Source organism: Mesorhizobium hunchu (assembly GCF_040081975.1).
GTDB lineage: Bacteria > Pseudomonadota > Alphaproteobacteria > Rhizobiales > Rhizobiaceae > Mesorhizobium > Mesorhizobium hunchu.
In genome coordinates this window covers 273,305-296,024 of the sequence record NZ_JBEBMG010000002.1, presented here as the reverse complement: position 1 = coordinate 296,024, position 22,720 = coordinate 273,305, and the positions used below count along the sequence as shown (strand labels likewise).

The following is a 22,720-nucleotide window of genomic DNA, read 5'->3' as shown; positions in this document are numbered from 1 at the left end:
CCAAGTCCCCCTCCCCCTTGAGGGGAGGGGTTAGGGATGGGGGTCGGCGCAAGCGTACCGGCATAGGGTCACGCCGACTTCTTCTTCGGCGCGGCCTTCTTCGCCGCCGGCGCCTTTTTCTTTGCCCCCTTCGTCGCCTTCACAGCAGGCGCGCTCTCGTCATTGTCGGCCGCAAGACTCTTCTTAAGCGCATCGAAGAGGTTGACGACGTTGGACGGCTTGGCGGCAGCCTTGGCCTTGGGTGCCTTCCTGCCGGCCTTCTTTGCGCGGATCAGCTCGATCAGCGCTTCCTCATACTTGTCGTCGAATTTCGAGGGATCGAATTTGGTCGCCTTCTTGTCAATGATGTGCTGGGCGAGATCGATCATCTCCTTGTCGAGCTTCACTGTCTTGATCTCGTCGAACACGGTATCTGGCTGGCGCACGGTGCTGTCATAGCGCAGCGTGGTCAGCACCATGCCCTTGCCGAGCGGCTCGATGACGACCGGCCGCTCGCGGCGATAGAGCACGATGCGCGCCAGCCCCGCCTTCTTCTTCGCGGACATCGCCTCTCGGATGACGGCGAAAGCGTCTTCGGAGACCTTGTCGGCGGGCGCGAGATAATAGGGCGTGTCGAGATAGATCTGCTGGATGGAGGATTTGTCGACGAAGCCGTCGAGGGAAAGCATGTTGGAAGAGTCGACCTGCACCGCCTCGATCTCGTCCTCCTCGATGTGGACGTAGTCGCCGCCCTCGACCTCGTAGCCTTTGATCTCGTCTTCGTTCTCCACCGGCTTGCCGGTCTCGGCATCGACATAGATGCGTTTGACCCGGTTGCCGGTGTCGCGGTTCAGCACATGGAATGAAACCTTCTCCGCATGGGTGACCACGTTGGTCAGTTCGACCGCACAGGTCACCAGCGAGAGCTTGAGATAGCCTTTCCAGGCCGGACGCGGCGCCATGACAGGTTCTCCTTACGGGCGGGCTTCACAGGCGGGATTGCCTCCGCAACGGGAAAGAACGCCTCCGGTTCCATGAAAGCCTGACTATCGCGCCGAGTGTAAGCGAAAAGGAAGCCAATGAAACGGCCCTCGCGCGGGGGGCCGATCCCGGCCGCTCCAACCCGTCCGGACCCGCTCCGGCAGATACGCGCCGCCGCTCGCGGCGACACGCACACGAAACCCATGTGATCCAAAAACCACAGCGGAACGAAAGCCGGCGACGGGCACGGAAAGACCGCCAGTTCGCCGCAATCCCGCCACGAAGTGACTGATTTCGGAGAGAAAATTAACATCGTATTCACGGGGGATTCACCTCTTTGAACTACGATACCTGGCAATTCGGAAGGGACTCCGAAAACGGGACAGGGACTGGTGTTCACATGCGTATCCTGAAGCACATCGCCTTCTATATCGCCGCCATGCGCGAATTCATTTCGCCGACCTATCGGCCGGAGCGCCACTATATGCGCGGCCCCGGACCGGCCTGCGCGCGCCGCGGCACGACCATCGGCGCCCACTGACCGGGCCGCCTAGGGATCATGACCGTCACAAGCCGTCACGACAGTCGGGTCTGCCGCCCGACGGCCGATCACCGCGCAACGATCTTCCGCGCACAGCGTCCAGCCGCCGCCCGTCGCCCCTGAGGCGGCGAGCACCAGCCTTTTCTGCGGCCCCACCGTGGGCCGGTAGACCCACCAGCCATCCTTGAAGACCGAGCCGTCGGGCGGGTCCATGCCCGCCCCAGACCCCTGGATGCGCGCCTCGACCACCTGCAGACCGGCCGGCGTGACGCGCCAGTGCTCTTCCCAGCGCGTCTTCTCCACCGAATGGGTCCAGGCCAGCGTGAAGGCCGACGCGGCATAGACCGTGGTCTTGCCCGCCGCGAGCAGGCAGAACCCCATCGTCACGCACCGTCCGGAGCGGCGGCCTTGTCGGACATGCCGCGGGTCCGATGCCAGTGCAGGCCGAAGAACACCACGGCCAGCGCGAAGCCGATCTGGTCCGAGATCGGGACCGCAGCAATCAGCGAGAACGCCGCCACTGTGGCCAGCAGCCGCTCCCACCAGGTGAGATGCGTACGCAGGTAGCCGACGACCGCCGCGCCCCAAAGCACGATAGCGAGCGATGTCTTGAACACGATGTAGACCACCGCCGGATAGAAGCCGATGGACGCTTCCAAGGCGCCTCCCGATTGCAGCATCAGCGCCGGCGTGTAGACGGCCATGTAGGGGATGACGAAGCCTGCCGCCGCCACCTTGATCGCCTCGATGGCGATCTTCAACCCGCTTTCCCTAGCGATCGGCGCCGCCGCGAAGCAGGCGAGCGCCACCGGCGGCGTCAGATCCGCCATGATGCCGAAGTAGAAGACGAACATGTGACTGACCAGCAGCGGGATGCCGAGCGACAGAAGCGCCGGACCGGCGATGGTCGAGGTGATGATGTAATTCGGGATGGTCGGGATGCCCATGCCGAGGATCAGGCAGGTGATCATAGTCAGGATCAGCGACAGGATCAGGCTCGATTTCCCGATCGAGACGATGTAGTCGCCGAAGGTGTTGGCGATGCCCGTCAGCGTCATGGTGCCGACGATGATGCCGACGATGGCGCAGGCAATGCCGACCGGCAGCGCCGTCTTGGCGCCTTCGGCCAGGGAGTCGCGGCAGGCGGCGAGCGTTGCCAGACCGCCCTTGATGAACAGATTGATGACGATGAGCACCGCGGCCGCCGCGAGCACGGCCCAGATGCCGAGTTTGAAGAAGGATGCCGCGACCAGTCCGAGGAATATCCAGAAGATCGCCCTCAGCACCATATTGGGCAGGCCGAGCGCCACCGAACCGCCGAGGATGAGCAGGCCCGTCATGGCGAAGCCGATGGTGCCGGCATAGAGCGGCGTGTAGCCCGAAAACAGCAGGTAGACGAGCGCCGCCAGCGGCAGCAGCAGATACCAGCGCTCCGTCAGCGCCCGCGCCGCCGAAGGCAGTTGCGCGCGCGGCAGGCCGACGAGGCCGGCGCGGCCAGCCTCCAGATGGACCATCCAGAAGGCCGAGGCGAAATACAGGATCGCCGGGATGACGGCCGCCTTGACCACCTCGCGGTATTCGACGCCGAGCGTCTCGGCCATGATGAAGGCGACAGCGCCCATCACCGGCGGCATGATCTGGCCGCCCATCGAGGAGGTCGCCTCGACGCCGCCGGCGAAGGCGGCGCGATAGCCGAACCGCTTCATCAGGGGAATCGTGAACTGCCCGACGGTAACGACGTTGGCGACGCCCGAGCCGGAAATCATGCCCATGAAACCCGACGAGATGACCGCCACCTTTGCCGGACCGCCGCGCATGTGGCCGACCAGACCCATGGAGACATCAGTGAAGAGGCGGATCATGCCGGCGCGTTCCAGGAAGGAACCGAACAGGATGAACAGGAAGATGTAGGTCGCCGAGACGTAGATCGGCGTGCCGTAGATGCCTTCGGTGCCGAAGGCCATGTGGTCGATGACCTGCGAGAAATCGTAACCGCGCGTGTCGAACGGAGCAGGCAGGTATTCGCCGAACAGGCAGTAGAGCAGGAAGATGCCGCAGATGATCGGCAGCGCCGGTCCCATCAGCGTGTAGGTGGCGGCGAACAGCACCAGCAGCGAGATGACGCCGACGACCGTGTCTATCGGCAGCGGCTCGCCCGCGCGCAGGATCAGCGCTTCATATTGGGTGAACTGATAGAGCGCCACCGCCATGCCGGCGATGCCGAGCGCCCAGGCGCAGGTCCGCAGCGGCCGGCTCGCACCGCGCAGCGTCGCCAGCAGCGGAAAGACGAGCAGCAACAGGAAGCCGAGATGGATGTCGCGGACCTGCTGGCTCGGCAGATTGAGAAGGCTGGCTGCCGTCGCCAACTGGAACACGGAGAACGCGACGGCGATCCAGAAGAGGATGCGCCCTTCGATCGTCGGCGGAAAGGTTTCGGCCAACGGGTCGTGGACCGAAACGGCCGCGCCTTCCGGAGGCGTATGAGTTGCAGTTTCGGTCATGGTTCCTCCCCAGGGACCTGATGGCGATGCAAAATTTGGACGACGCGCCGCATCTGTCGCCAGCGACAATACGATCGCAAAAGACGCAATCCCCTCTCCGTCTCGGCTTCGCCGATCCACCTCTCCCCACTTCGTGGGGGCGAGGAACCGCTGCCGCGACGCCGGCGCTTCTCCAGCCCAGGCTCCTCGCCCCGCTTGCGGAGAGAGGTGGCGCGCGAAGCGCGACGGAGAGGGTATTCTTCAAGCGGCTAGCCTGCCAAATTCGGCAAGGCTTTGCCGCTTCACTCCATCCTTACAGCAGGCCCTTTTCCTTGTAGTACTTCTCGGCGCCCGGATGCAGCGGGATCGGCAGGCCCTTCGGCCCGTTCTCCAGCTTGATGGCGGTCGCCGCCTTGTGCGCCGCCGTCATGGTGTCGAGGTTCTCGAAGAGCTGCTTGGTCATCTGGTAGGCTTCCTCGTCCGAGACGTCGGAACGGGTCACCAGGATATTGGTGATGGCGACCGTCGGCACGTCTGCCGTCTGGCCTTCATAGGTGCCCGACGGAATGGTCGCGGCGATGAACGGCGCGCCGAGCTTTTCGGGAATGGCGGCGGGAACGGCGACGACCGTGATCGGAAGCGAGGTGGCGAGATCCTTGATCGACGCCACGCCGAGGCCGGCGGACTGCAGCGTTGCGTCGAGCTGGCGGTTCTTGATCAGTTCGACCGACTCACCGAAGTCGAGATACTCGACCTTGGCGAGGTCCTTGTAGCTCATACCGGCGGCTTCCAGGATGGCGCGGGCATTGAGCTCGGTGCCGGACTTGGGCGCGCCGACCGAGACGCGCTTGCCCTTGAGGCTGGCGAGGTCGGTGATGCCGCTGTCCTTCGAGGCGACGATCTGGATGTAGTTGGGATAGATGGCCGCGATACCGCGCAGCTTGTCGAGCTTCTTCTTGAAGCCGGCCTCCTCGTTGCCTTCCCACGCGGCCTGTACCGAATCGCCCAGCGCGAAAGCAATCTCGCCCTTGCCCTGCTGCAACAGGTTGAGGTTCTCGACCGAGGCCTTGGTGGCCTGCACCTGGGTGCGGGCGCCTTCGATCTTGTCGCCGTAGATTTTCGCCAGCGCCGCGCCGAGCGGATAGTAAACGCCGCTGGTGCCGCCGGTGAGCACGTTGATGAACTCGCTCGCTCCGGCGGAGAAGGCGCCGGTACCGAGCGACAGGGCGACGGCCCCGGCGACGAACAGGTTTCTGATATGGTGCTTCATGGAAGTCCTCCCTTTCGATTCAACGATGCCCAATACGGACATGCCTCCACCCTGCGACTTTGCAGGTTGCGTGCCAAGTGGAAAAATCCAAGAAAAATTCAATCCTTTCAATGAATTGAAAATCCGGGCCGATTGCCGCCCGGCTGAATTGCGGCGAAATTCCGCCCGTCCGGCGGACGTTTCGGCGGAATCTTGCCGAACTCAGGAGGCGGCGCGCCGACGCAAGCGATAGCGCGCGATCTTCTCGTTGAGCGTGCGCAACGGGACGCGCAGATGATCCGCGGCCGCCTGCGCATTGCCGCCGGAAAGGTCGAGGGCCGCATGGATCGCCTGCGCCTCGAAGGCGGCGACGCGCTCGGGCAGGGACGCTGCCTCGTCCATGCCGAGGCTTTCGCCCGCTTCCACCGGCAGGCCCAGCACATAACGCTCGGCGGCAGCCTTCAACTCGCGCACATTGCCCGGCCAGTCGCGCGCCGCGAGCGCCGCCAGCAGCGCAGGCGGCGGGGTCGGCCGGTCGAATCCATGGCGAGCCGCCGCGTCGGCCGCGAAATGGCGGAAAAGCAAGGGAATGTCGTCGCGCCTGCGATCGAGCGGCGGGATCGCCACCTCGACGGTCGAGAGGCGGAAATACAGGTCCGAACGGAAGCGGCCGGCATCGCTCTCGGCCTTGAGATCGGCCTTGGTGGCGGCGACGAAGCGCACGTCGACCGGCACCTGCCGGTTCGAGCCGAGCGGCTCGACGATCCGGTCCTGGATGACGCGCAGGAGCTTGGCCTGCAGCGGCAACGGCATGGCGTCGATCTCGTCGAGGAAGACGGTGCCGCCGTCGGCGTGCTCGAGGCGGCCCACGCGCTTCGCCGCCGCGCCGGTGAAGGCGCCGCGATCGTGCCCGAACATCTCGCTTTCGAAGATGGTGTCGGGCACGGCCGCGCAGTTGATGGCGACGAACGGGCGGTGCCGCCGCTTGCCGAGATCGTGCAGGGCGCGCGCGGCGACCTCCTTGCCCGCGCCCGTTTCGCCGCGCAGCAGCACGTCGATGTCGAGGTCGCGCAGCTGCGTCAGGCGCTCGCGCACCGAGGCGGCCGCGCGCGACACGCCGACGAAGCGCTGCTCGATGTCGGGGCCGGCGCTCTCGCGCAGCCGTTCCAGCTCGTCGTTCATGCGCCGGGTCGCCACGGCGCGGCGCAGCACGGCGACCAGATGGTCGGCATCATAGGGCTTTTCGAGGAAGTCGTGCGCGCCGGCGCGCATCGCCTCGACGGCCAGCGCCACGTCGCCGTGACCGGTGAGCAGCACCACCGGCAGGCCGGGATCGGCCTCAAGCGCGGCGTTGAGCAGCGCCACCCCGTCCATGCCCGGCATGCGCACGTCCGAAACCAGCGCATCGAAGCGCCGCTGCGCCAGCCGCGCCAGCGCGGCGTGGGCATCGGCGGCCGTGTCGGTCTCGAAACCGCTCAGCGTCAGCCACTCGGCCGTGGACTGGCGCATGGTCTCCTCGTCGTCGACGATCAGCACGCTTCCCAGGCTCATTCGGCGGCCTCCGCCGTGGCCGTGACGGCCTCGGGCAAGGTGATGGTGAAGGTGCAGCCCTCGCCCGCTATCGAACGGAAGTCGAGCGAGCCGTCTATCTCGGTGACGATGGCCCGCGAGATCGACAGGCCGAGCCCCAGCCCCTCGCCGCCGACCTTGGTGGTGAAGAACGGCTCGGCGATGCGCTCGCGCACGGACTCGTCGATGCCGGAACCGTTGTCCTCGACATGGATGAGGATCTTGCCGTCCATCCGCTCGGGGATGATGCGGATAGCGGGCCGCTCGCGTTTCGCCACGGCGTCCAGCGCGTTGGCGATGAGGTTGAGGACCACCTGCTCGAGCCGGACGGCGTTGGCGCGCACCTCGGCGGGAACGGCCAGCGTCTCGACGCGAAGATCGACGTTTCCGGCCGTGAAGCGATGCGAGGCGACCTCCACCGCCGCAGCCACGGCGCGGTCCACGTCCACGGTTTCCAGCCGCTCGGGCTCGTTGCGGGCAAAGGATTTCAGCGATTTCACCGTGCGCTGGATGCGCCGCACCAGGTCGCGCGCCTGCCTGACCTTGCCGGCGACGGCTCCGGTCTCGCCACGTTCGGCCAGGAGGCCGGTGGAAGCGAGCGTGTTCTCCATCGCCGCAAGCGGCTGGCTCACCTCGTGCACGATCGCCGTCGACATGCGCCCGAGCGCGGCGAGCTTGGCGGCGTGGATGAGCGAAGCCTGCGTCTCGCGCAGCTCCTCCTCGGTGCGGCGGCGTTCCTCGATCTCGCGGTTGAGCTCGGCGGTGCGCTCGACGACGCGACGTTCCAGCAGTTCATGCTGCTCCAGCTTGGCGCGCAGCAGCAGCCGGCGCTGGCGCAGATAGAGGCCGACGCCGGAGGCGAGCATACCGGCCAGCGCCGCGATCAGGGCGAACAGGAAGGCGTTGGCGCGCACCGGCGCCAGGCTGGAGGCCGTCCACAGCCGCCAGCCGTCGGGCGCCATCTCGACGGAGCGCAGCAGATGCGCGCCGCCCGATTCCGCGATGTCGATGACCTCGCCGGTCCTGCCGGAGGTGAAGATCGGCGTGGCGTGCGCGAGGTCGACGCCGTCATATTTGCGCGTCGCCGCGATCTCGGAAAGCGTTTGCACCGACAGCGGATGCAGGGGACGATATTTCCATTCGCCGTGGCCGGTCAGGAAGACGACGTCGTCACGGTCGGAGACGGCGGCGAAGGTGCCGGCCCGCGACCATGTCTGCTCGAGCGGGCGCATGTCCACCTTGACCACGACGACGCCGATGATCCGGCCCTTCTCACGGATGGCGGACGACAGGAAATAACCCGGTTCGCCGGTGGTGACGCCGACCGCGTAGTAACGGCCCGCGCCGCTGTCCAGCGCATTGCGGTAATAGGGCCGGAAACGGTAGTTCTCGCCGACGAAGCTGGACGGCTCGGCATAGTTGCTGGCCGCGATCGTGAGCCCGTCGGCGGCCATCACATAGAGTTCGGCGGCATGCGAGTCCGTCCTTATGTCCATGAGATAGCGGTCGGCTGCCTCGATATCGCCGGCCGAGCGGGAGGCAAGTGCTGCGCGGATGCGGCCGTCGCGCGCGATGACGGAAGGAAGATAGCGGAAGCGCTCGATCTCGCTGTCCACCGAGCGCACCAGCACGGCGAGTTCCGAATCCATCTGGGTCAGCAGGCGCCGCTTGCCGGCTTCCATCGCGCCGAACCAGGCAAGCACCGCCGCCGCCAGCACGGCAACGACGACAAGAGCGCCAAGATAGGCTGAACGTGCACTCATGATCCTCCAGACAGTTTTCGCGCGCGGACCGAAAGGCGGCATTGTCCGCTATCGGCACCGCAATGCCAACGGCCAATGCGACAACGCACCCCTCTCCTCTCTTGCCGTATGGCGCGGGCGCTGCAAAGAATTTTCGTCTCGTCGTCGAAACAGCGGGGCGTCGCGCGACATCGTAGCGGCCGACGACAATGCGGCCCCAACCCGGAGATGAACTCATGCGCTACATGCTTCTGATCTACGGCAACGAAAACGCCATGGGCAGCGCGCCGCCGGAGGCGGTGACCAAAATGTCGGCCGCCTATTCCATCTACACGCAGGCCATGAAGGACGCCGGCGCGTTTCTCGCAGGTGACAGGCTGCAACCGACCCGGCTCGCCACGTCGGTCCGGACCGCCGGGGGCAAGCCGAACGTGATCGACGGGCCGTATGCCGACACGAAGGAGCAGCTGGCCGGCTTCTACATGATCGAGGCGCCGGATCTCGACGCCGCGATCTCGTGGGCCTCGCGCTGTCCCGGCGCGGAGCGCGGCACGATAGAGGTCAGGCCGGTCTGGGAATTGCAGGCCGGCTGATGCGGGACCCAGCCGAAGCGGCTGCGCGGGCGGCCGCCGAAAAAGCCGCCCGGCAGAGCTACGGAAAGCTGGTCGCCTATCTTGCCGCCGGCACCCGCGATGTGGCGGGCGCGGAAGACGCACTGGCCGAGGCCTTCGCCGAAGCGTTGCGGCGGTGGCCGAAGGCCGGAATCCCGGACCGGCCGGAAGCGTGGCTGCTGGCAGTGGCGCGCAGGCGCGGGATCGACGCGGCAAGGCGGCGGGCGACGGCCAGCGCCGGGCAGGCCCATCTCGAACTGCTGGCCGAGGAAGCGGAGGCCGACATGCACGGGCACCACATTCCCGACGAACGGCTCCGGCTGATGTTCGTCTGCGCCCACCCGGCGATCGATCCGGCGGTCCGCGCGCCGCTGATGCTCCAGACGGTCTTCGGCCTCAATGCCGCCGCCATCGCCCAGGCGTTCCTGGTGCCGCCGGCAACGATGAGCCAGCGGCTGGTGCGGGCCAAGGGCAGGATCCGGGACGCCGGAATTCCCTTCCACGTGCCTGAGCAAAACGACTTCGGCGACCGGCTCGACGCCGTCCTGGAGGCCATCTACGCGGCCTATTCGACAGGCTGGGCCGATCCGGCAGGCACCGACGCGCAGCGCCGCGATCTCGCGGAAGAGGCGATCTGGCTCGGCCGCGTCGCGGTGGCGCTGATGCCGGGCGAAGCGGAGGCGCTCGGCCTTCTGGCGCTCATGCTCCATGCCGAATCACGAAACCGGGCGCGCCGCGACGCGAGCGGCGATTTCGTGCCGCTCGCCGACCAGGATTGCGGCCTGTGGGACATCTCCATGATCGACGAGGCGGAGCAGATCCTCACCCGCGCCGGACAGTCGGGGACGATCGGCCGCTTCCAGATCGAGGCGGCGATCCAGTCCGCGCATGCAGCGCGCCGGCTGACGGGGGAAACGGATTGGCCGGCGATCCGGCAGTTCTACGAGATGCTTGCGGTGCTTTCCCCATCGCCGGTGGTGGACATCAACCGGGCGGCGGCGCTGGCCGAAACCGGCAATGCGTTGGCCGCGCTCGACCTGCTGGATTCGCTTGCCAGCGATCCGAAACTGGCCGGCTACCAGCCCTATTTCGCGGCGCGCGCGGCCGTGCTGGAAAGGCTCGGCCGCAGCGCCGATGCGGGCGAAGCCTATACGCGCGCCATCGCGCTGGAGCCCGACCCGGCCTTGCGCCGGTTTCTTGAGCAGCGGCGGGACCGGCTGACCGTGTGAGCGGTCAGCCCAGGCCGTCGAACAGGACGGTCGAGAGATAGCGCTCGGCAAAATCGGGAATGACGACGACGAGGGTCTTGTCCTTGTTCTCGGGGCGCGAACCGACGACGGCGGCGGCCTGCAAGGCGGCGCCCGAAGAGATGCCGACCGGCACGCCTTCCAGCCGCGCGACGAGGCGCGCATTGGCCACCGCGTCCTCGTTGGAAACCTTGACGATCTCATCATAGATCGAGGTGTCGAGCACCTTCGGCGCGAAGCCGGCGCCGAGACCCTGGATCTTGTGCGGGCCGGGCTGTCCGCCCGACAGGATGGCCGAGGCCTCCGGCTCCACGGCCACGATCTGCACCGAGGGCTTGCGCTTCTTCAGCACCTGGCCGACACCGGTGATGGTGCCGCCGGTGCCGATGCCGGCCACGACGATATCGACGCCGCCATGCGTGTCGTTCCAGATCTCCTCGGCGGTCGTGGTGCGGTGGATCTGAGGGTTCGCCGGATTCTCGAACTGCTGCGGAATGACGGCGTCCGGCAGCGAGGACACCAGTTCCTCGGCCTTGGCGATGGCGCCCTTCATGCCCTTGGCGCCCTCGGTCAGCACCAGTTCGGCGCCGAGCAGCGCCAGCATCTTGCGCCGCTCTATCGACATGGTCTCCGGCATGGTGAGGATCAGCTTGTAGCCCTTCGCCGCTGCCGTGAAGGCGAGCGCAATGCCGGTGTTGCCGGAGGTCGGCTCGATCAGCGTCGTCCTGCCGGGCGCGATGCGACCTTCGGCCTCCATGGCCTCGATCATCGCCACGCCGATGCGGTCCTTGACCGAGGCGATCGGGTTGAAGAATTCGAGCTTGGCGATCAGCTTGGCGACGATGCCCTTCTCCGCGGCGAACCTGTCGAGCCGCACAAGAGGCGTGTCGCCGATCGTCTCGGTGATGGACGCATAGACGCGGCCACGGCCGGGGACAGGGCCGGAATTGGCTGATTGGGTCATGGCTTCGCTCCCCCAAGGTTTGGCAGGCAGGATTGTTTCGGCCGAAGATAGGGTCGGGGGTGGCAAAATCCGAGTGCGGGACGTACTGAAAACGTCACTTCAAAGGAACAATATTCTATAAAATAACTCTTCTGCAGTATTTTTTGTCGCAAACAACAAGCAACACGAGCATCAGCGGCCTCAGGCGGACGGATTCGAATTGCGTTACCGTCGCTGTCTGGCGAGCAGCGCCTCGTCGCCTTACCCGGCGGCCGGTCTCGACATTTGCGCCCGTTCGGGTTAGGCGCGGCACCCCGGCGCCCGCCGCCGGCATTTCCACCGACGGGACTTCCCAGACAGGACGGGACGAGACGATGCGAACAGTCATCGGCGGCATCGATTTTGGCACGTCGAATTCGACCGTCGGCCTGGCGCAGGACGAGCGCGCCGGCCTCGTTCCGCTGGAAGGTGATGAGACGACGCTGCCCAGCGCCATCTTCTTCTCCTTCGACGGCGACCGCGCCCGTTTCGGCCGCGAGGCGATCACCAATTATGCCGATGGCGTGGAAGGGCGGCTGATGCGGGCGCTGAAGAGCGTCCTCGGCAGTTCGCTGGTCAATGAAAAGACGCGCATCCAGAAGCGGTCGATGGCCTTCATCGACATTGTCGGGCTTTTCATCGCCGAGTTGAAGCGCCGCACCGAGGCTTTCGCCGAAGCGCCTTTCGAAAGCGCCGTCCTCGGCCGCCCCGTGCATTTCGTCGACGACGACGCGCACGCCGACCGCAAGGCGCAGGACGAACTGGAAAAGGCCGCGCGGGCACAGGGTTTCACCGACATCGCCTTCCAATACGAGCCGATCGCGGCGGCGCTCGACTACGAGCAGGCCGTGCGCGGCGAGGAGACGGTGCTGATCGTCGACATGGGCGGCGGCACCTCCGACTTCTCCATCGTCCGCGTTTCGCCGGAGCGCGCCAGGGCCGCCGACCGCAAGGACGATATCCTCGCCAATCGCGGCGTGCATATCGGCGGCACGGATTTCGACCGGCTGGTATCGATCGCCCATGTCATGCCGGAACTGGGCTATCTGACGCCGACCAAGGACGGCAAGCGCAACCTGCCTGCCGGCTATTTCATCGACCTCGCCACCTGGCACCGCATCAACCTGCTCTATACGCCCAAGGCGATGAACGACCTCAGGCAAATCCGCTTCGAGGCGGCGCGACCTGATCTGGTCGAACGCATGATCACCATCGTCGACCATCGGCTGGGCCATGCGCTGGCCGGCACGGTCGAGCAGGCCAAGATCGCGCTGACCGACGCGGACGAGACGGTGATCGCGATGCCCTACGACATTGCCACCCCTCGCCTGACCCGGCGCGACTTCGACCAGACGATCGCGCAGGCGGTGCAGCGCGTCGCCGCCACCGTTTCGGCGACGATCGAGGATGCGGGGCTGAGCGCCGGAGACATCACCGCCGTGTTCCTGACCGGCGGCTCGACGGCCATTCCGGCGGCCCGGCAGGCGATCCTTCAGTTGGTGCCGCAGGCGCGGGTGGTCGACGGCGACCGCTTCGGCAGCGTCGGCATGGGGCTGGCGCTGGAGGCGCGGCGCAAGTTCGGTTAGCTTTTACTTACCATTGTAAGCCACGCGCCAGATCGTGCCCGACCCGTCCTCGGTGACGATCAGCGCGCCGTCCTTCGCGACAGCGACGCCGACGGGCCGGCCCCAGACGGCGGCATCGGAAACGACGAAGCCGGTCATGAAATCCTCATAGGCGCCCGTCGGCCTGCCATTGTCGAACTTCAGGCGCACGACCTTGTAGCCGGTGCGCGTGCCGCGGTTCCAGGAGCCGTGCAGGGTGACGAAGGCGTCGCCGCGATACTCCGCCGGAAACTGGCTGCCTTGGTAGAAGGCGATGCCGAGCGGCGCGGAATGGGCCTGTATGAGAACGTCCGGGACGGTCACCTTGCCAGCGAGGTCCGGCCGCGCGCCGGCATGGCGCAGATCCTCGTTGGACCCGATATAGTACCAGGGCCAGCCGTAGAACGCGCCCTGCTTCACGCTGGTGGCGTATTCGAAAGGCAGGTCGTCGCCCAGCCCGTCGCGCTCGTTGACGACGCACCAGAGCGCGCCGGTGGCGGGTTGCAGCGTCATGCCCGAGCAGTTGCGCAGGCCCGTCGCCACGACGCGGCCGTTGCCGCCGTCCGGATCGTAGGCGCGCACCTCGGCCCTGCCCTGTTCCGATCCCCACGCGGCTCCCGGCGCCTCGCCGGCCGCCCATGCCCCGATGCCGCCCTCGGGCGCCTTGCCGATGCCTTCGGCCACGTTGGAGCCGGACCCGACCGACAGGTAAAGCGTCCTGCCGTCGGACGAGAAGACGATGTCGCGCGTCCAGTGATGGTTGGCCGGGATGCCGGACACGATCGTCTCGGGTTTTCCGGACGCCTTCAGGTCGCCGTCGCGATAGGGAAACCGCACGATGCTGTCGGAATTGGCGACATAGACCCATTCCGGCCTGTCCGCTGGATGGAAGGCAATGCCATAAGGCTGGCGCAGGCCATCGGCGAAGGTTCCCTTTTCGGCGACCTTGCCGCTGCCGTCCAGACGATAGACGAGGACGCGGTTCGCACGGCTGTCGGCGACGAACAGGTCGCCGTTCGGCGCGACACGCACGACGCGCGGGCCGCGCAGGCCGGAGGCGATCATGGTCGCCGAGAACCCCTGCGGCAGTCGGGGAGCGGCCGCCTGCGGCACCGCCACCTTGTCCGCGCTGTTGGAAGCCGAGCCGCCGAGATCGGGCGCGGTCAGATCGCCGGGCCGGATCAGGCGCCACACTCCCGGCTTGTCGTCGCGCCAGCCGCCGAAGGCGTCCTTTCCCTGCAGGGGGCTCGCTTGCTGCTGGGCGCTCGCGAAGCCGGCAAATGCAAAGGAAGCCAGTATTGCCAGGGCGATTGTTTTCACGCTGCTCTCCCTTGCGTTCAGGGCAAGCTCGGATGCGCCCGCCGAAGGATCAGTCGTCGCTGTCGCCGTCCTCGGCGCGATCGAGCTTCGATTCCAGCGCCACCAGATCTGCCGGCAGCGGCATCCCCATCGCACGCAATTCGTTCAGCTTCTCGCGCACCTGCTCGCGAATCTCGCGCGCGTCCTCGGGCTGGTTGATCATGGCGGCCAGCAGCAGGTCGATTTCAGCCTTGATCGATTCGAACGCCATGATGTTGCTCCTTGCGCGGCAGGCCTGTCGGTCAACGCAGCATGCGCGAGATGAGTTGCGCCGTATAGTCCACCATCGGCACGATGCGGGCATAGTTCAGCCTTGTCGGGCCAATGACGCCGAGCGCGCCGATGACGCGGGCATCCTTGTCGCGGTAGGGCGCGACCACCAGCGAGGAACCGGAGAGCGAGAACAGCTTGTTCTCCGAGCCGATGAAGATGCGCACGCCCGAGCCCTGCTCGGCCACGTCGAGAAGCTGGATCAGGCCGTCCTGCGTCTCCAGGTCGTCGAACAAATGACGCAGCAATTCGATATCGGCCTGCGCAGTGACGTTCTCCAGAAGGTTGGCGCGGCCGCGCACGATCAGCCGTGCCGGCAGGCCGCTGTCGGCGCCGGCCCATACCGCAAGGCCCTTTTCCACCAAGTCCTGCGACAGCGAATCGAGCGCCTGGCGGGTTTCCTCCTTCAGCCGCTCGATCTCGCCGCGCGCTTCCGACAACGTGCGGCCACGGATGTGCGCGTTGAGGAAATTCGACGCCTCGTGCAGTTGCGAGACGGTGACGCCGGGCGGCAACTCGACGATGCGGTTCTCGACATCGCCGTTCTGGGACACCAGCACGCACAGCGCCTTGCCGGGCTCGAGCTGGATGAATTCGATATGCTTGAGCGCGGCCTCGCTCTTGCCCGCCAGCACGAGACCGGCTCCGCGCGACATGCCCGACAGCATCTGGCTGGCCTCGGTCAGCATATGCTCCAGCGACGCGCCCTCGCCGGACGCCTTGATCTGGGTCTCGATGACACGGCGCTCCTCATCCGCCAGATCACCCAGTTCCATGAAGGCGTCGACGAAGAAGCGCAGGCCCTGCTGGGTGGGCAGGCGGCCGGCCGAGACGTGCGGCGCGTAGATCAGCCCAAGATGCTCCAGGTCGCTCATGACGTTGCGGATCGTGGCCGGAGACAGCGACGAAGGCAGGATGCGCGAGAGCGAGCGAGAGCCGACCGGCTCGCCGTCGTGCAGATAGGAATCGACGATGCGGCGGAAGATCTCGCGCGAGCGCTGGTCGAGCGACTGCAAGGCGGGCGACTGCAGCGCCGCGGCCTGAAAGATGGGATCCGTGATCGGCTTCGTCATCGGTCAACCTCCGAGACAAGGATATAGACCTGGGCACAGGCGGCGCAAGCGCGGGCGGTTTTCCTTTGCGCCGTCTGCGCGGGGGGGCTACAAGCCCGGCACGATTCAGAACAGAGAGCGACCCGGATGCGTCCTTCCAAGCGCCAGAACGATGAAATGCGCGCCATCTCCTTCGAGCGCGGCGTGTCCAAGCACGCCGAAGGCTCGTGCCTGGTGAAATTCGGCGACACGCATGTGCTGTGCACGGCGAGCCTGGAGGAGAAGGTGCCGGGCTGGATGCGCAATTCCGGCAAGGGCTGGGTGACGGCCGAATACGGCATGCTGCCGCGCTCGACCGGCGACCGCATGCGCCGCGAGGCGTCGGCCGGCAAGCAGGGCGGCCGCACGCTCGAAATCCAGCGCCTGATAGGCCGCTCGCTGCGTGCGGTGGTGGACATGCAGGCGCTGGGCGAGGTTCAGATCACGGTCGACTGCGACGTCATCCAGGCCGACGGCGGCACGCGCACGGCCTCCATAACCGGCGGCTGGGTGGCGCTGCACGACTGCCTGCGCTGGATGGAGGCGCGCCAGATGGTCAAGGTGGACAGGGTGCTGAGGGACCACGTCGCCGCCATTTCCTGCGGCATCCATGACGGCCAGCCGGTGATCGACCTCGACTATCTGGAGGATTCGTCGGCCGGCACCGACGCCAATTTCGTCATGACCGGCAAAAGCGGGATTGTCGAAATCCAGGGCACGGCCGAGGGCGAGCCATTTTCCGAGGAGCAGTTTTCCGCGCTGATGGGATTGGCCAAGAAGGGCATCGCGCGGCTGGTGGATTTGCAGAAGCTGGCGGTTTCGTAGATCGGTCGATGAACTTTCCGACGTCCTACCACACACTCCCACCCCTGGCTCCTCCCCTCAAGGGGGAGCTGCCGCACGCCAAATCCCCCTCCCCCTTGAGGGGAGGGGCTAGGGGCGGGGGTAAGGTTCCTCGATCCGTGGGGATCTAGATGCAACCTTCCGCCATCCTCGAATCCGCCCTCTACGTCGCCGACCTCGATGCGGCCGAGGCGTTCTATGCCGATGTCCTCGGGCTGGAGCGGATCGCCAGGGCGGATGGCCGGCATGTGTTCTTCCGCTGTGGCGCGGGCGTGCTCCTGCTGTTCAACGCCGAGGCGACGAGAGAACCGCCCTCCCCCGATGCGAAGCTGCCGGTGCCGCCGCATGGCGCAGCCGGCGAGGGACATCTGTGCTTTGCAGCGACGGAAGATGAGATCAAGCGCTGGAAAGCGAAACTGGGCGAGCGTGGCGTCGCCATCGAAGCCGATTTCCACTGGCCGCCCAAACCGGGCCAGGAACAAGGCGGCCGCTCGATCTATTTCCGCGACCCATCCGGCAATTCGCTGGAATTCGCCGAACCGAAAATCTGGGGCCTTTAAGTCCGGAGACCATGATGCACCCTCTCGAAGGCAAACGCTTTGTCGTCGCCAGCCACAATGAAGGCAAGCTGCGCGAATTCGCCGATCTTCTGGCGCCGTTCGGCTTCGAGGCGAAGTCAGCCAGGGAATACGGCCTGCCGGAACCGGAAGAGACCGGCACGACCTTCGAGGAGAATGCCTACATCAAGGCCTTCGCCGCGGCAAAAGCCACCGGCCTGCCGGCCATGTCGGACGATTCCGGCTTGGTGGTCGATGCGCTGGACGGCGCGCCCGGCGTCTATACCGCCAACTGGGCCGAGAAGCCGGACGGCAGCCGCGATTTCGGCATGGCGATGCAAAAAACCGAGGACGCGCTGCAAAAGGCCGGCGCGACCGAGCCGGCGCAGCGCACCGGCCGCTTCGTCGCCGTCATCTGCCTGGCCTTCCCGGACGGCGAGGCGGAATATTATCGCGGCGAGGCGGAAGGAAAGCTGGTGTGGCCGCCGCGCGGCGAGCTCGGCTTCGGCTACGATCCCGTCTTCGTGCCCGACGGCTACGACAAGAGCTTCGGCGAGATGACGGCAGAGAAGAAACACGGCTGGAAGCCGGGAGACGCCGAAGCGCTGTCGCACAGGGCGCGGGCGTTCAAGAAATTCGCTGAGGCGCGGCTGGGTTCGGCCTGAATATGCTCCTATCGACGCTATTTACCCCCACCCCTAACCCCTCCCCGCAAGGGGGAGGGGGATTCCTGGCATGCGGCAGCTCCCCCTCCCCCTTGCGGGGAGGGGTTAGGGGTGGGGGTAGTCTGCTTTTGCAGAACGAAAGCTCCGGTCTCCTGGAGACGTTCAGTTGATCCTCGACCGCACGCCCGGTTTCGGGGTCTATGTCCATTGGCCGTTCTGCGCGGCGAAGTGCCCGTATTGCGATTTCAACAGCCATGTCCGCCATCAGCCGGTGGATCAGGAGCGGTTCTCCCGCGCCTTCGCGACCGAGCTTGCCACGATGCGCGCGCGTAGCGGGCCGCGCGAGGTGACGTCGATCTTCCTCGGCGGCGGCACGCCTTCGCTGATGAAACCGGAGACGGTCGGCGCCGTGATCGATGCGATCGCGTCCAACTGGACCGTGGCCGCCGGCGCGGAGGTCACGCTGGAGGCAAACCCTTCCTCTGTCGAGGCCGAACGCTTCCGCGGCTACCGGGCGGCCGGCGTCAACCGGGTGTCGCTCGGCGTGCAGGCGCTCAACGACCGCGACCTGAAGTTCCTCGGCCGGTTGCACAATGTCGAGGAGGCGCTGAAGGCGATCGGGCTGGCGCGCGACATCTTTCCGCGCCTTTCCTTCGACCTGATCTACGCCCGCCCCGGCCAGACGCCGGACGACTGGGCCGCCGAACTGGAGGAAGCGATCGGCCACGCCGCAGACCATCTGTCGCTCTACCAGCTCACCATCGAGGAAGGCACGCCCTTCCATGCGCTTCACGCCGCGAAGAAATTCGCCATGCCCGACGACGAGCACGCGGCGGAACTCTACGCCGTGACGCAGGCCATCACCGCCGCGCGCGGCCTGCCGGCCTACGAGATTTCCAACCACGCCAGGCCGGGAGCCGAAAGCCGGCACAATCTGACCTACTGGCGCTATGGCGAATATGTCGGCGTGGGGCCGGGCGCGCACGGCCGCTTCGTGGAGAACGGACGCCGAATCGTCACGATCACCGAGAAGATGCCGGAGACCTGGGCCAGTCTCGTCGAGGCGAAGGGACAAGGCGTCGTCGACGGCGAGGTGCTGACGCGCTCGGAAGAGGCCGACGAATTCCTGCTGATGGGGCTGAGGCTCGCCGAAGGCATCGACCTAGCGCGCTTCGAAGCCTATGCCGGGCGGCCGCTCTCGTCGTCGCGGCTCGCCATCCTGCAGGAGGAAGGGCTGGTTGCGCCCGTCGGCAATTCGCGCCTGCGCGCCACGCCCGCCGGCATGATCGTGCTGGACGCCGTGGTGGCGGATCTGGCGCGCTGAGCGCATATCCTGAAGCCTTTCAACAGGCCCTCAGCCGTGGCAAACAGGCATGGGCGAGGATACCATGGCCGACGAAGAAAGACCTCACAGCTATCTGATCGGCAGGACCGAGGTGGCGGCGCGCGCCCTGCCCGCCGCGCTTTACCTTGTGGCGACGCCGATCGGCAACCTGTCCGACATCACTTTGCGGGCGCTGGAGACGCTGGCCGCGGCGGATGTCCTCGCCTGCGAGGACACGCGGGTGAGCCGCGTGCTTCTGGAGCGTTACGGCATCCGCCGCCGCACCACCGCCTATCACGAACACAACGCCGCAGAGGCCGGGCCGCGCCTGATCGAGGCGATCGAAGCCGGGCAGAGCGTGGCGCTGATTTCCGACGCCGGCACGCCGCTCGTCTCCGATCCCGGCTACCGGCTGGTCGGCGAGGCACTGGACAAAGGCATCCGGGTCGTTCCGGTGCCCGGCCCGTCGGCCGCACTCGCCGCGCTCACGGCCTCTGGCCTGCCGTCCGACACCTTCTTGTTCGCCGGCTTCCTGCCGGTGAAGGCAGGCCAACGCGCGACGCGTCTCAAGGAATTGTCGCCGGTGCCGGCGACGCTGATCTTTTTCGAATCGCCACGGCGCGTCGCGGACACGCTGGCCGCGATGACGGAATGTCTCGGCGGCGAGCGCCAGGCGGCAGTCGGCCGCGAACTGACCAAGACCTTCGAGGAAACGCGTACCGGCACGCTTGCGGACCTCGCGGCCCACTATGGCCAAACCGATACGCCGAAGGGCGAGATCGTCATCTGTGTCGGACCTCCGCTCGCCAAGGACCAGGACGCCGGCGACGTCGACGCGCTGCTGGCCTCGCTGGCTGCCGAGATGCCGGCCTCGAAGGCGGCGGCGGAGGCGGCGAGGATGACCGGCCTGCCGAAGCAGGCGCTTTACCGGCGGCTGCTGGAACTCAAGGCGGATGGCGAAAAACCGGCCGACCAGCCGACCGGCGGCCGACGACACGGCGATGGCTGACGCCACGACCGCCAGGCGGCGCAAATCCTACCGGCGCGGCCATCGCGGCGAATGGCTGGCGGCGGCTGCCCTGATGGCGAAGGGGTTCCGCATCCTCGCCCGCCGTTACAGGACGAGGCTGGGCGAGATCGACCTGATCGCGCGCCGGGGCGACCTCGTGCTCATCGTCGAGGTGAAGGCGCGGCCCACCTTGCGCGCAGCGATGGAGGCGATCGCGCGCGAGTCCGAACGGCGCATCGAAGGCGCGGCGGACCTGTGGCTGTCGCGCCAGCCGGACTACGGACGGCTTTCCGTGCGCTTCGACATGGTGGCCGTGCTGCCCTGGCGCTGGCCGGTACATGTGGAGAATATCTTTCAGGGGCGGAACGGGTGACGGAGGAAGGGCTGTCTTTTTTTGGGGTAGCCACAACCGTACCCTCGCGTCTGCTTGCCTCGGCCGTGGGACGGTTGAAGGTTCGGAGACGTTCACGCATAAGCCGTCATTCCGGGGCCGCGTAGCGGAACCCGGAATCCAGGGCGGAACGCTGAGAATTCCGGATTGAACGAGCAAGGCCGGCGGACTGGGTTCCGGGTTCCGCTGCGCGGCCCCAGAATGACGCCAATCAAGATGCTTACGACACGATGCGGAACCCCGACAGGTCGGGCTCGTCGGTCTGGTGCCACATCACGTCCGTGACCGTCGCGAAATCGGGGCCATGCATGAAGGCCTCCAGCATGGCCGCGACGGCCTGATCGCTGCCGACGATCATCGCATGGACCGAGCCGTCCTGCTGGTTGCCGACCCATCCCTCGAGGCCGAGCCCGTCGGCTTGCCTGGCCGTCCAGGCGCGAAAGCCGACGCCCTGCACGTGCCCGGCGATGCGGACGCTGACGCAGCGCCGGTCCGCGTCCCCGCTCACGCCCCTGCCCGCCTCGTCACGCGCATCGGCAGGCCGCCTTGCGGCTGGGTCGTCAGTTTCTGCACCGGCCATGGGTTCGTCTCCTCCATCGTATCGAAGCGAAAGCGCGACAGGAGGACGGCCAAGGCGATGACGGCCTCCTGCATGGCGAAGGAAGCGCCGATGCACACACGGGGTCCGGCGCCGAAGGGCAGATACTGGAAACGGTCGATCTTCTCCCGGTTGGCGGGATGGAACCGCGCCGGGATGAAGGCGTCTGGCTCCGGCCACAGCTTGCGGTGGCGATGCACCACCCAGGGCATCACCAACACGGCAGCCTTCGGCGGAATATAAAGCTCCTGTCCCGATTTCGACCGGAAGGTTTCCGGTTCGATCGGCTCGCGGTTGATCGAGGGGGCCGGCGGATAGAGCCTCAGCGCCTCGTCGAAGGCGGCGCGGGTGAGCGGCATCAGGTCGAGCCACCTGGTTGGGTCCGGCTCGGCCGCCAGCACGGCGTCGATCTCGCGCTCGACCGGCTCGCGTTCCCACGGCGCCTCCGCCAGGCAATAGAGCGTCCAGCCGAGCGCGCGCGCCGTGGTCTCGTGACCGGCGCCGATGAAGGTGATGATGTTGTCCTCCACTTCGGCGCGGGTCAGGCCCTGCGGGCCTTCCGCCCGGAGCAGCAATGTGAGGAAATCCTGCGGCGCGCCTTCCGGGTCGCGCTTCAGCCGGTCCTCGCGCTGCCGGATCGTCTCGGCGACGACGCCGCGGAAATAGGCCATCACCTTGCGGCCGCGGATGCGGGTGAGGCGCGGCAGCCAGTCGGGCGCGCGCAGAAGATCGAGCGGGTCGACGCGGCCCATGGTTTCCAGGAGGCGATCGATGTCCTGCGCAAACGTCCCCTCCTCGCCCGCGATCTCGCCCGAGAACAGCGTCTCGGCCAGGATCTCGTAGGTCAGCATGGTCATGTCGTGGGCGATGTCGGAGACGCTGCCGTCCTGGTAGCGGTCGGCGAAATCGAGCGAACGTTTCAGCATGGCCGGCGCGAAGCCGAAGACGGTGCGCGGCGTGAAGACCGGCGCCATCGCCTTGCGCGAGCGCTTCCAGACGTCGCCCTCGGCCGTCAGCAGCCCGTCGCGCAGGATCGGGCGCAGGATCTTCTGGCGAACGGTGGCCATCCTGTAGTTCTTCGCATTGTCCACCAGCACATGGCGGATCAGCGCCGGATCGTTGGCGATGACCAGCGGCCCGCCGACGCCGGTCACCGAAATCCACGGCTCGTTGTAGGAAGGCTCGCCCCACAATTCGAGCGGATTGCGGTAGACGATGCGCATCATCTCCAACGTCGAGGGCGGCGTCGTGCGCGGTCTCGGCGCTGGCGGAACGAAAGGGGCGGGCTTTGTGTCCATGAAATCGGCCTTTCCGCCATTGTAATGGCACCGGATACGGGCGTCCATGTGGCGGCTTGAGACTGATCGGACTACGGTTTTCATGACCCTGCTTCTTTGAGGCAAGGGCATCGCATATGGAATTTTTCGTCCCGCACCCCCACCCCTGACCCCTCCCCGCAAGGGGGAAGGAGACGCCGACATTGCCGTTTCGCCCAAGATCGCCAGCGTTGGCGCACCGTAGCACCGTAGCAAAGTCCCTCTCCCCTTGTGGGGAGGGTGCGGCGCTCGTTGTATACTCGTCCCGATGCAATCCTCCGGCGATTTGTTCGGCAAAGACGAACGATCCGT

General features: G+C 66.6%; 22 protein-coding genes. 10 read left to right on the top strand and 12 right to left on the bottom strand.

Annotation, left to right across the window (positions count from 1 at the left end; all coding sequences use genetic code 11):
- Positions 1-68: 68 nt before the first annotated feature.
- Positions 69-941 carry a non-homologous end joining protein Ku gene (gene ku / locus ABMA46_RS04905; protein ID WP_348998192.1) on the bottom strand — a complete coding sequence of 291 codons (873 nt, stop codon included), beginning with the start codon at positions 939-941 and terminating at the stop codon, positions 69-71.
- A 419-nt stretch (positions 942-1,360) separates the two neighbouring features.
- Here ku and ABMA46_RS04900 point away from each other — a divergent pair, with 419 nt between their 5' ends.
- Positions 1,361-1,501 (top strand): hypothetical protein, encoded by a 141-nt coding sequence (locus ABMA46_RS04900; RefSeq protein WP_348998191.1) that lies wholly within the window; start codon positions 1,361-1,363, stop codon positions 1,499-1,501.
- A gap of 9 nt (positions 1,502-1,510) precedes the next feature.
- Here ABMA46_RS04900 and ABMA46_RS04895 read toward each other — a convergent pair whose 3' ends face one another.
- The 5 genes from ABMA46_RS04895 to ABMA46_RS04875 all read right to left on the bottom strand — a co-directional run bounded on the left by ABMA46_RS04895 (position 1,511) and on the right by ABMA46_RS04875 (position 8,562).
- A complete protein-coding gene (locus ABMA46_RS04895) occupies positions 1,511-1,882 on the bottom strand; it encodes a DUF1850 domain-containing protein (RefSeq protein WP_348998536.1) in 372 nt (123 codons plus the stop codon).
- A 2-nt stretch (positions 1,883-1,884) separates the two neighbouring features.
- A complete protein-coding gene (locus ABMA46_RS04890) occupies positions 1,885-4,002 on the bottom strand; it encodes a TRAP transporter permease (RefSeq protein WP_348998190.1) in 2,118 nt (705 codons plus the stop codon).
- A 292-nt stretch (positions 4,003-4,294) separates the two neighbouring features.
- The gene (locus ABMA46_RS04885) at positions 4,295-5,251 is read right to left on the bottom strand and encodes a TAXI family TRAP transporter solute-binding subunit (protein ID WP_348998189.1); all 957 of its coding nucleotides are present in this window, start codon (positions 5,249-5,251) and stop codon (positions 4,295-4,297) included.
- Between the two features lie 201 nt (positions 5,252-5,452).
- Positions 5,453-6,781, bottom strand: coding sequence for a sigma-54-dependent transcriptional regulator (locus ABMA46_RS04880; RefSeq protein ID WP_348998188.1), 1,329 nt, complete (start codon positions 6,779-6,781; stop codon positions 5,453-5,455).
- On the bottom strand, positions 6,778-8,562 hold the full coding sequence (locus tag ABMA46_RS04875; protein ID WP_348998187.1) for a sensor histidine kinase: 1,785 nt from the start codon (positions 8,560-8,562) through the stop codon (positions 6,778-6,780). The genes ABMA46_RS04880 and ABMA46_RS04875 overlap by 4 nt, the downstream gene beginning before the upstream one ends.
- Before the next feature lie 215 nt (positions 8,563-8,777).
- On the opposite strand from ABMA46_RS04875, the gene ABMA46_RS04870 reads away from it, so the two are divergent.
- Both ABMA46_RS04870 and ABMA46_RS04865 read left to right on the top strand, forming a co-directional pair.
- Positions 8,778-9,134, top strand: coding sequence for a YciI family protein (locus tag ABMA46_RS04870; RefSeq protein WP_348998186.1), 357 nt, complete (start codon positions 8,778-8,780; stop codon positions 9,132-9,134).
- Positions 9,134-10,381, top strand: coding sequence for an RNA polymerase sigma factor (locus ABMA46_RS04865; RefSeq protein WP_348998185.1), 1,248 nt, complete (start codon positions 9,134-9,136; stop codon positions 10,379-10,381). Before ABMA46_RS04870 ends, ABMA46_RS04865 begins: the two co-directional genes overlap by 1 nt.
- A 4-nt stretch (positions 10,382-10,385) precedes the next feature.
- Here the strand turns inward: ABMA46_RS04865 and cysK are convergent, their stop codons facing one another.
- Positions 10,386-11,363 carry a cysteine synthase A gene (cysK, locus tag ABMA46_RS04860; protein WP_348998184.1) on the bottom strand — a complete coding sequence of 326 codons (978 nt, stop codon included), beginning with the start codon at positions 11,361-11,363 and terminating at the stop codon, positions 10,386-10,388.
- Between the two features lie 353 nt (positions 11,364-11,716).
- Between cysK and ABMA46_RS04855 the strand changes: the two genes are divergently transcribed.
- Positions 11,717-12,967 carry an Hsp70 family protein gene (locus ABMA46_RS04855; protein ID WP_348998183.1) on the top strand — a complete coding sequence of 417 codons (1,251 nt, stop codon included), beginning with the start codon at positions 11,717-11,719 and terminating at the stop codon, positions 12,965-12,967.
- A gap of 3 nt (positions 12,968-12,970) precedes the next feature.
- On the opposite strand, the gene ABMA46_RS04850 is transcribed toward ABMA46_RS04855, so the two are convergent.
- The 3 genes from ABMA46_RS04850 to hrcA are packed head-to-tail and all read right to left on the bottom strand — an operon-like array spanning position 12,971 to position 15,687.
- Entirely contained in the window at positions 12,971-14,305 is a 1,335-nt protein-coding gene (locus tag ABMA46_RS04850; protein WP_348998182.1) for a PQQ-dependent sugar dehydrogenase, read from the bottom strand.
- A gap of 49 nt (positions 14,306-14,354) precedes the next feature.
- Entirely contained in the window at positions 14,355-14,555 is a 201-nt protein-coding gene (locus ABMA46_RS04845) for a hypothetical protein (RefSeq protein WP_348998181.1), read from the bottom strand.
- Positions 14,556-14,586: 31 nt separating this feature from the next.
- Positions 14,587-15,687, bottom strand: a complete 1,101-nt coding sequence (hrcA, locus tag ABMA46_RS04840) for a heat-inducible transcriptional repressor HrcA (protein WP_348998180.1) — start codon at positions 15,685-15,687, stop codon at positions 14,587-14,589.
- A 126-nt stretch (positions 15,688-15,813) separates the two neighbouring features.
- Between hrcA and rph the strand changes: the two genes are divergently transcribed.
- The 6 genes from rph to ABMA46_RS04810 all read left to right on the top strand — a co-directional run bounded on the left by rph (position 15,814) and on the right by ABMA46_RS04810 (position 20,476).
- Positions 15,814-16,530 carry a ribonuclease PH gene (rph, locus tag ABMA46_RS04835; protein WP_348998179.1) on the top strand — a complete coding sequence of 239 codons (717 nt, stop codon included), beginning with the start codon at positions 15,814-15,816 and terminating at the stop codon, positions 16,528-16,530.
- 149 nt (positions 16,531-16,679) lie between these two features.
- Positions 16,680-17,108 (top strand): VOC family protein, encoded by a 429-nt coding sequence (locus ABMA46_RS04830; RefSeq protein ID WP_348998178.1) that lies wholly within the window; start codon positions 16,680-16,682, stop codon positions 17,106-17,108.
- 14 nt (positions 17,109-17,122) lie between these two features.
- Positions 17,123-17,770, top strand: coding sequence for an RdgB/HAM1 family non-canonical purine NTP pyrophosphatase (rdgB, locus tag ABMA46_RS04825; RefSeq protein ID WP_348998177.1), 648 nt, complete (start codon positions 17,123-17,125; stop codon positions 17,768-17,770).
- 166 nt (positions 17,771-17,936) lie between these two features.
- The gene (gene hemW, locus ABMA46_RS04820) at positions 17,937-19,094 is read left to right on the top strand and encodes a radical SAM family heme chaperone HemW (RefSeq protein WP_425475685.1); all 1,158 of its coding nucleotides are present in this window, start codon (positions 17,937-17,939) and stop codon (positions 19,092-19,094) included.
- Between the two features lie 64 nt (positions 19,095-19,158).
- Entirely contained in the window at positions 19,159-20,103 is a 945-nt protein-coding gene (gene rsmI, locus ABMA46_RS04815; protein ID WP_348998176.1) for a 16S rRNA (cytidine(1402)-2'-O)-methyltransferase, read from the top strand.
- Positions 20,096-20,476 carry a YraN family protein gene (locus ABMA46_RS04810; RefSeq protein ID WP_348998175.1) on the top strand — a complete coding sequence of 127 codons (381 nt, stop codon included), beginning with the start codon at positions 20,096-20,098 and terminating at the stop codon, positions 20,474-20,476. The genes rsmI and ABMA46_RS04810 overlap by 8 nt, the downstream gene beginning before the upstream one ends.
- A 238-nt stretch (positions 20,477-20,714) precedes the next feature.
- Here ABMA46_RS04810 and ABMA46_RS04805 read toward each other — a convergent pair whose 3' ends face one another.
- Both ABMA46_RS04805 and ABMA46_RS04800 read right to left on the bottom strand, forming a co-directional pair.
- Complete coding sequence (locus ABMA46_RS04805) at positions 20,715-21,002, bottom strand: acylphosphatase (RefSeq protein ID WP_348998174.1); 288 nt, start codon at positions 21,000-21,002, stop codon at positions 20,715-20,717.
- Positions 20,999-22,390, bottom strand: a complete 1,392-nt coding sequence (locus tag ABMA46_RS04800; protein WP_348998173.1) for a cytochrome P450 — start codon at positions 22,388-22,390, stop codon at positions 20,999-21,001. Before ABMA46_RS04800 ends, ABMA46_RS04805 begins: the two co-directional genes overlap by 4 nt.
- Between the last annotated feature and the right edge of the window lie 330 nt (positions 22,391-22,720).

What these genes read in the sequence shown, in the direction of transcription:
- ku (WP_348998192.1), bottom strand. Translation starts at nt 941, where the DNA reads ATGGCGCCGCGTCCGGCCTGGAAAGGCTATCTCAAGCTCTCGCTGGTG.
- ABMA46_RS04900 (WP_348998191.1), top strand. Translation starts at nt 1,361, where the DNA reads ATGCGTATCCTGAAGCACATCGCCTTCTATATCGCCGCCATGCGCGAA.
- ABMA46_RS04895 (WP_348998536.1), bottom strand. Translation starts at nt 1,882, where the DNA reads ATGGGGTTCTGCCTGCTCGCGGCGGGCAAGACCACGGTCTATGCCGCG.
- ABMA46_RS04890 (WP_348998190.1), bottom strand. Translation starts at nt 4,002, where the DNA reads ATGACCGAAACTGCAACTCATACGCCTCCGGAAGGCGCGGCCGTTTCG.
- ABMA46_RS04885 (WP_348998189.1), bottom strand. Translation starts at nt 5,251, where the DNA reads ATGAAGCACCATATCAGAAACCTGTTCGTCGCCGGGGCCGTCGCCCTG.
- ABMA46_RS04880 (WP_348998188.1), bottom strand. Translation starts at nt 6,781, where the DNA reads ATGAGCCTGGGAAGCGTGCTGATCGTCGACGACGAGGAGACCATGCGC.
- ABMA46_RS04875 (WP_348998187.1), bottom strand. Translation starts at nt 8,562, where the DNA reads ATGAGTGCACGTTCAGCCTATCTTGGCGCTCTTGTCGTCGTTGCCGTG.
- ABMA46_RS04870 (WP_348998186.1), top strand. Translation starts at nt 8,778, where the DNA reads ATGCGCTACATGCTTCTGATCTACGGCAACGAAAACGCCATGGGCAGC.
- ABMA46_RS04865 (WP_348998185.1), top strand. Translation starts at nt 9,134, where the DNA reads ATGCGGGACCCAGCCGAAGCGGCTGCGCGGGCGGCCGCCGAAAAAGCC.
- cysK (WP_348998184.1), bottom strand. Translation starts at nt 11,363, where the DNA reads ATGACCCAATCAGCCAATTCCGGCCCTGTCCCCGGCCGTGGCCGCGTC.
- ABMA46_RS04855 (WP_348998183.1), top strand. Translation starts at nt 11,717, where the DNA reads ATGCGAACAGTCATCGGCGGCATCGATTTTGGCACGTCGAATTCGACC.
- ABMA46_RS04845 (WP_348998181.1), bottom strand. Translation starts at nt 14,555, where the DNA reads ATGGCGTTCGAATCGATCAAGGCTGAAATCGACCTGCTGCTGGCCGCC.
- hrcA (WP_348998180.1), bottom strand. Translation starts at nt 15,687, where the DNA reads ATGACGAAGCCGATCACGGATCCCATCTTTCAGGCCGCGGCGCTGCAG.
- rph (WP_348998179.1), top strand. Translation starts at nt 15,814, where the DNA reads ATGCGTCCTTCCAAGCGCCAGAACGATGAAATGCGCGCCATCTCCTTC.
- ABMA46_RS04830 (WP_348998178.1), top strand. Translation starts at nt 16,680, where the DNA reads ATGCAACCTTCCGCCATCCTCGAATCCGCCCTCTACGTCGCCGACCTC.
- rdgB (WP_348998177.1), top strand. Translation starts at nt 17,123, where the DNA reads ATGCACCCTCTCGAAGGCAAACGCTTTGTCGTCGCCAGCCACAATGAA.
- rsmI (WP_348998176.1), top strand. Translation starts at nt 19,159, where the DNA reads ATGGCCGACGAAGAAAGACCTCACAGCTATCTGATCGGCAGGACCGAG.
- ABMA46_RS04810 (WP_348998175.1), top strand. Translation starts at nt 20,096, where the DNA reads ATGGCTGACGCCACGACCGCCAGGCGGCGCAAATCCTACCGGCGCGGC.
- ABMA46_RS04800 (WP_348998173.1), bottom strand. Translation starts at nt 22,390, where the DNA reads ATGGACACAAAGCCCGCCCCTTTCGTTCCGCCAGCGCCGAGACCGCGC.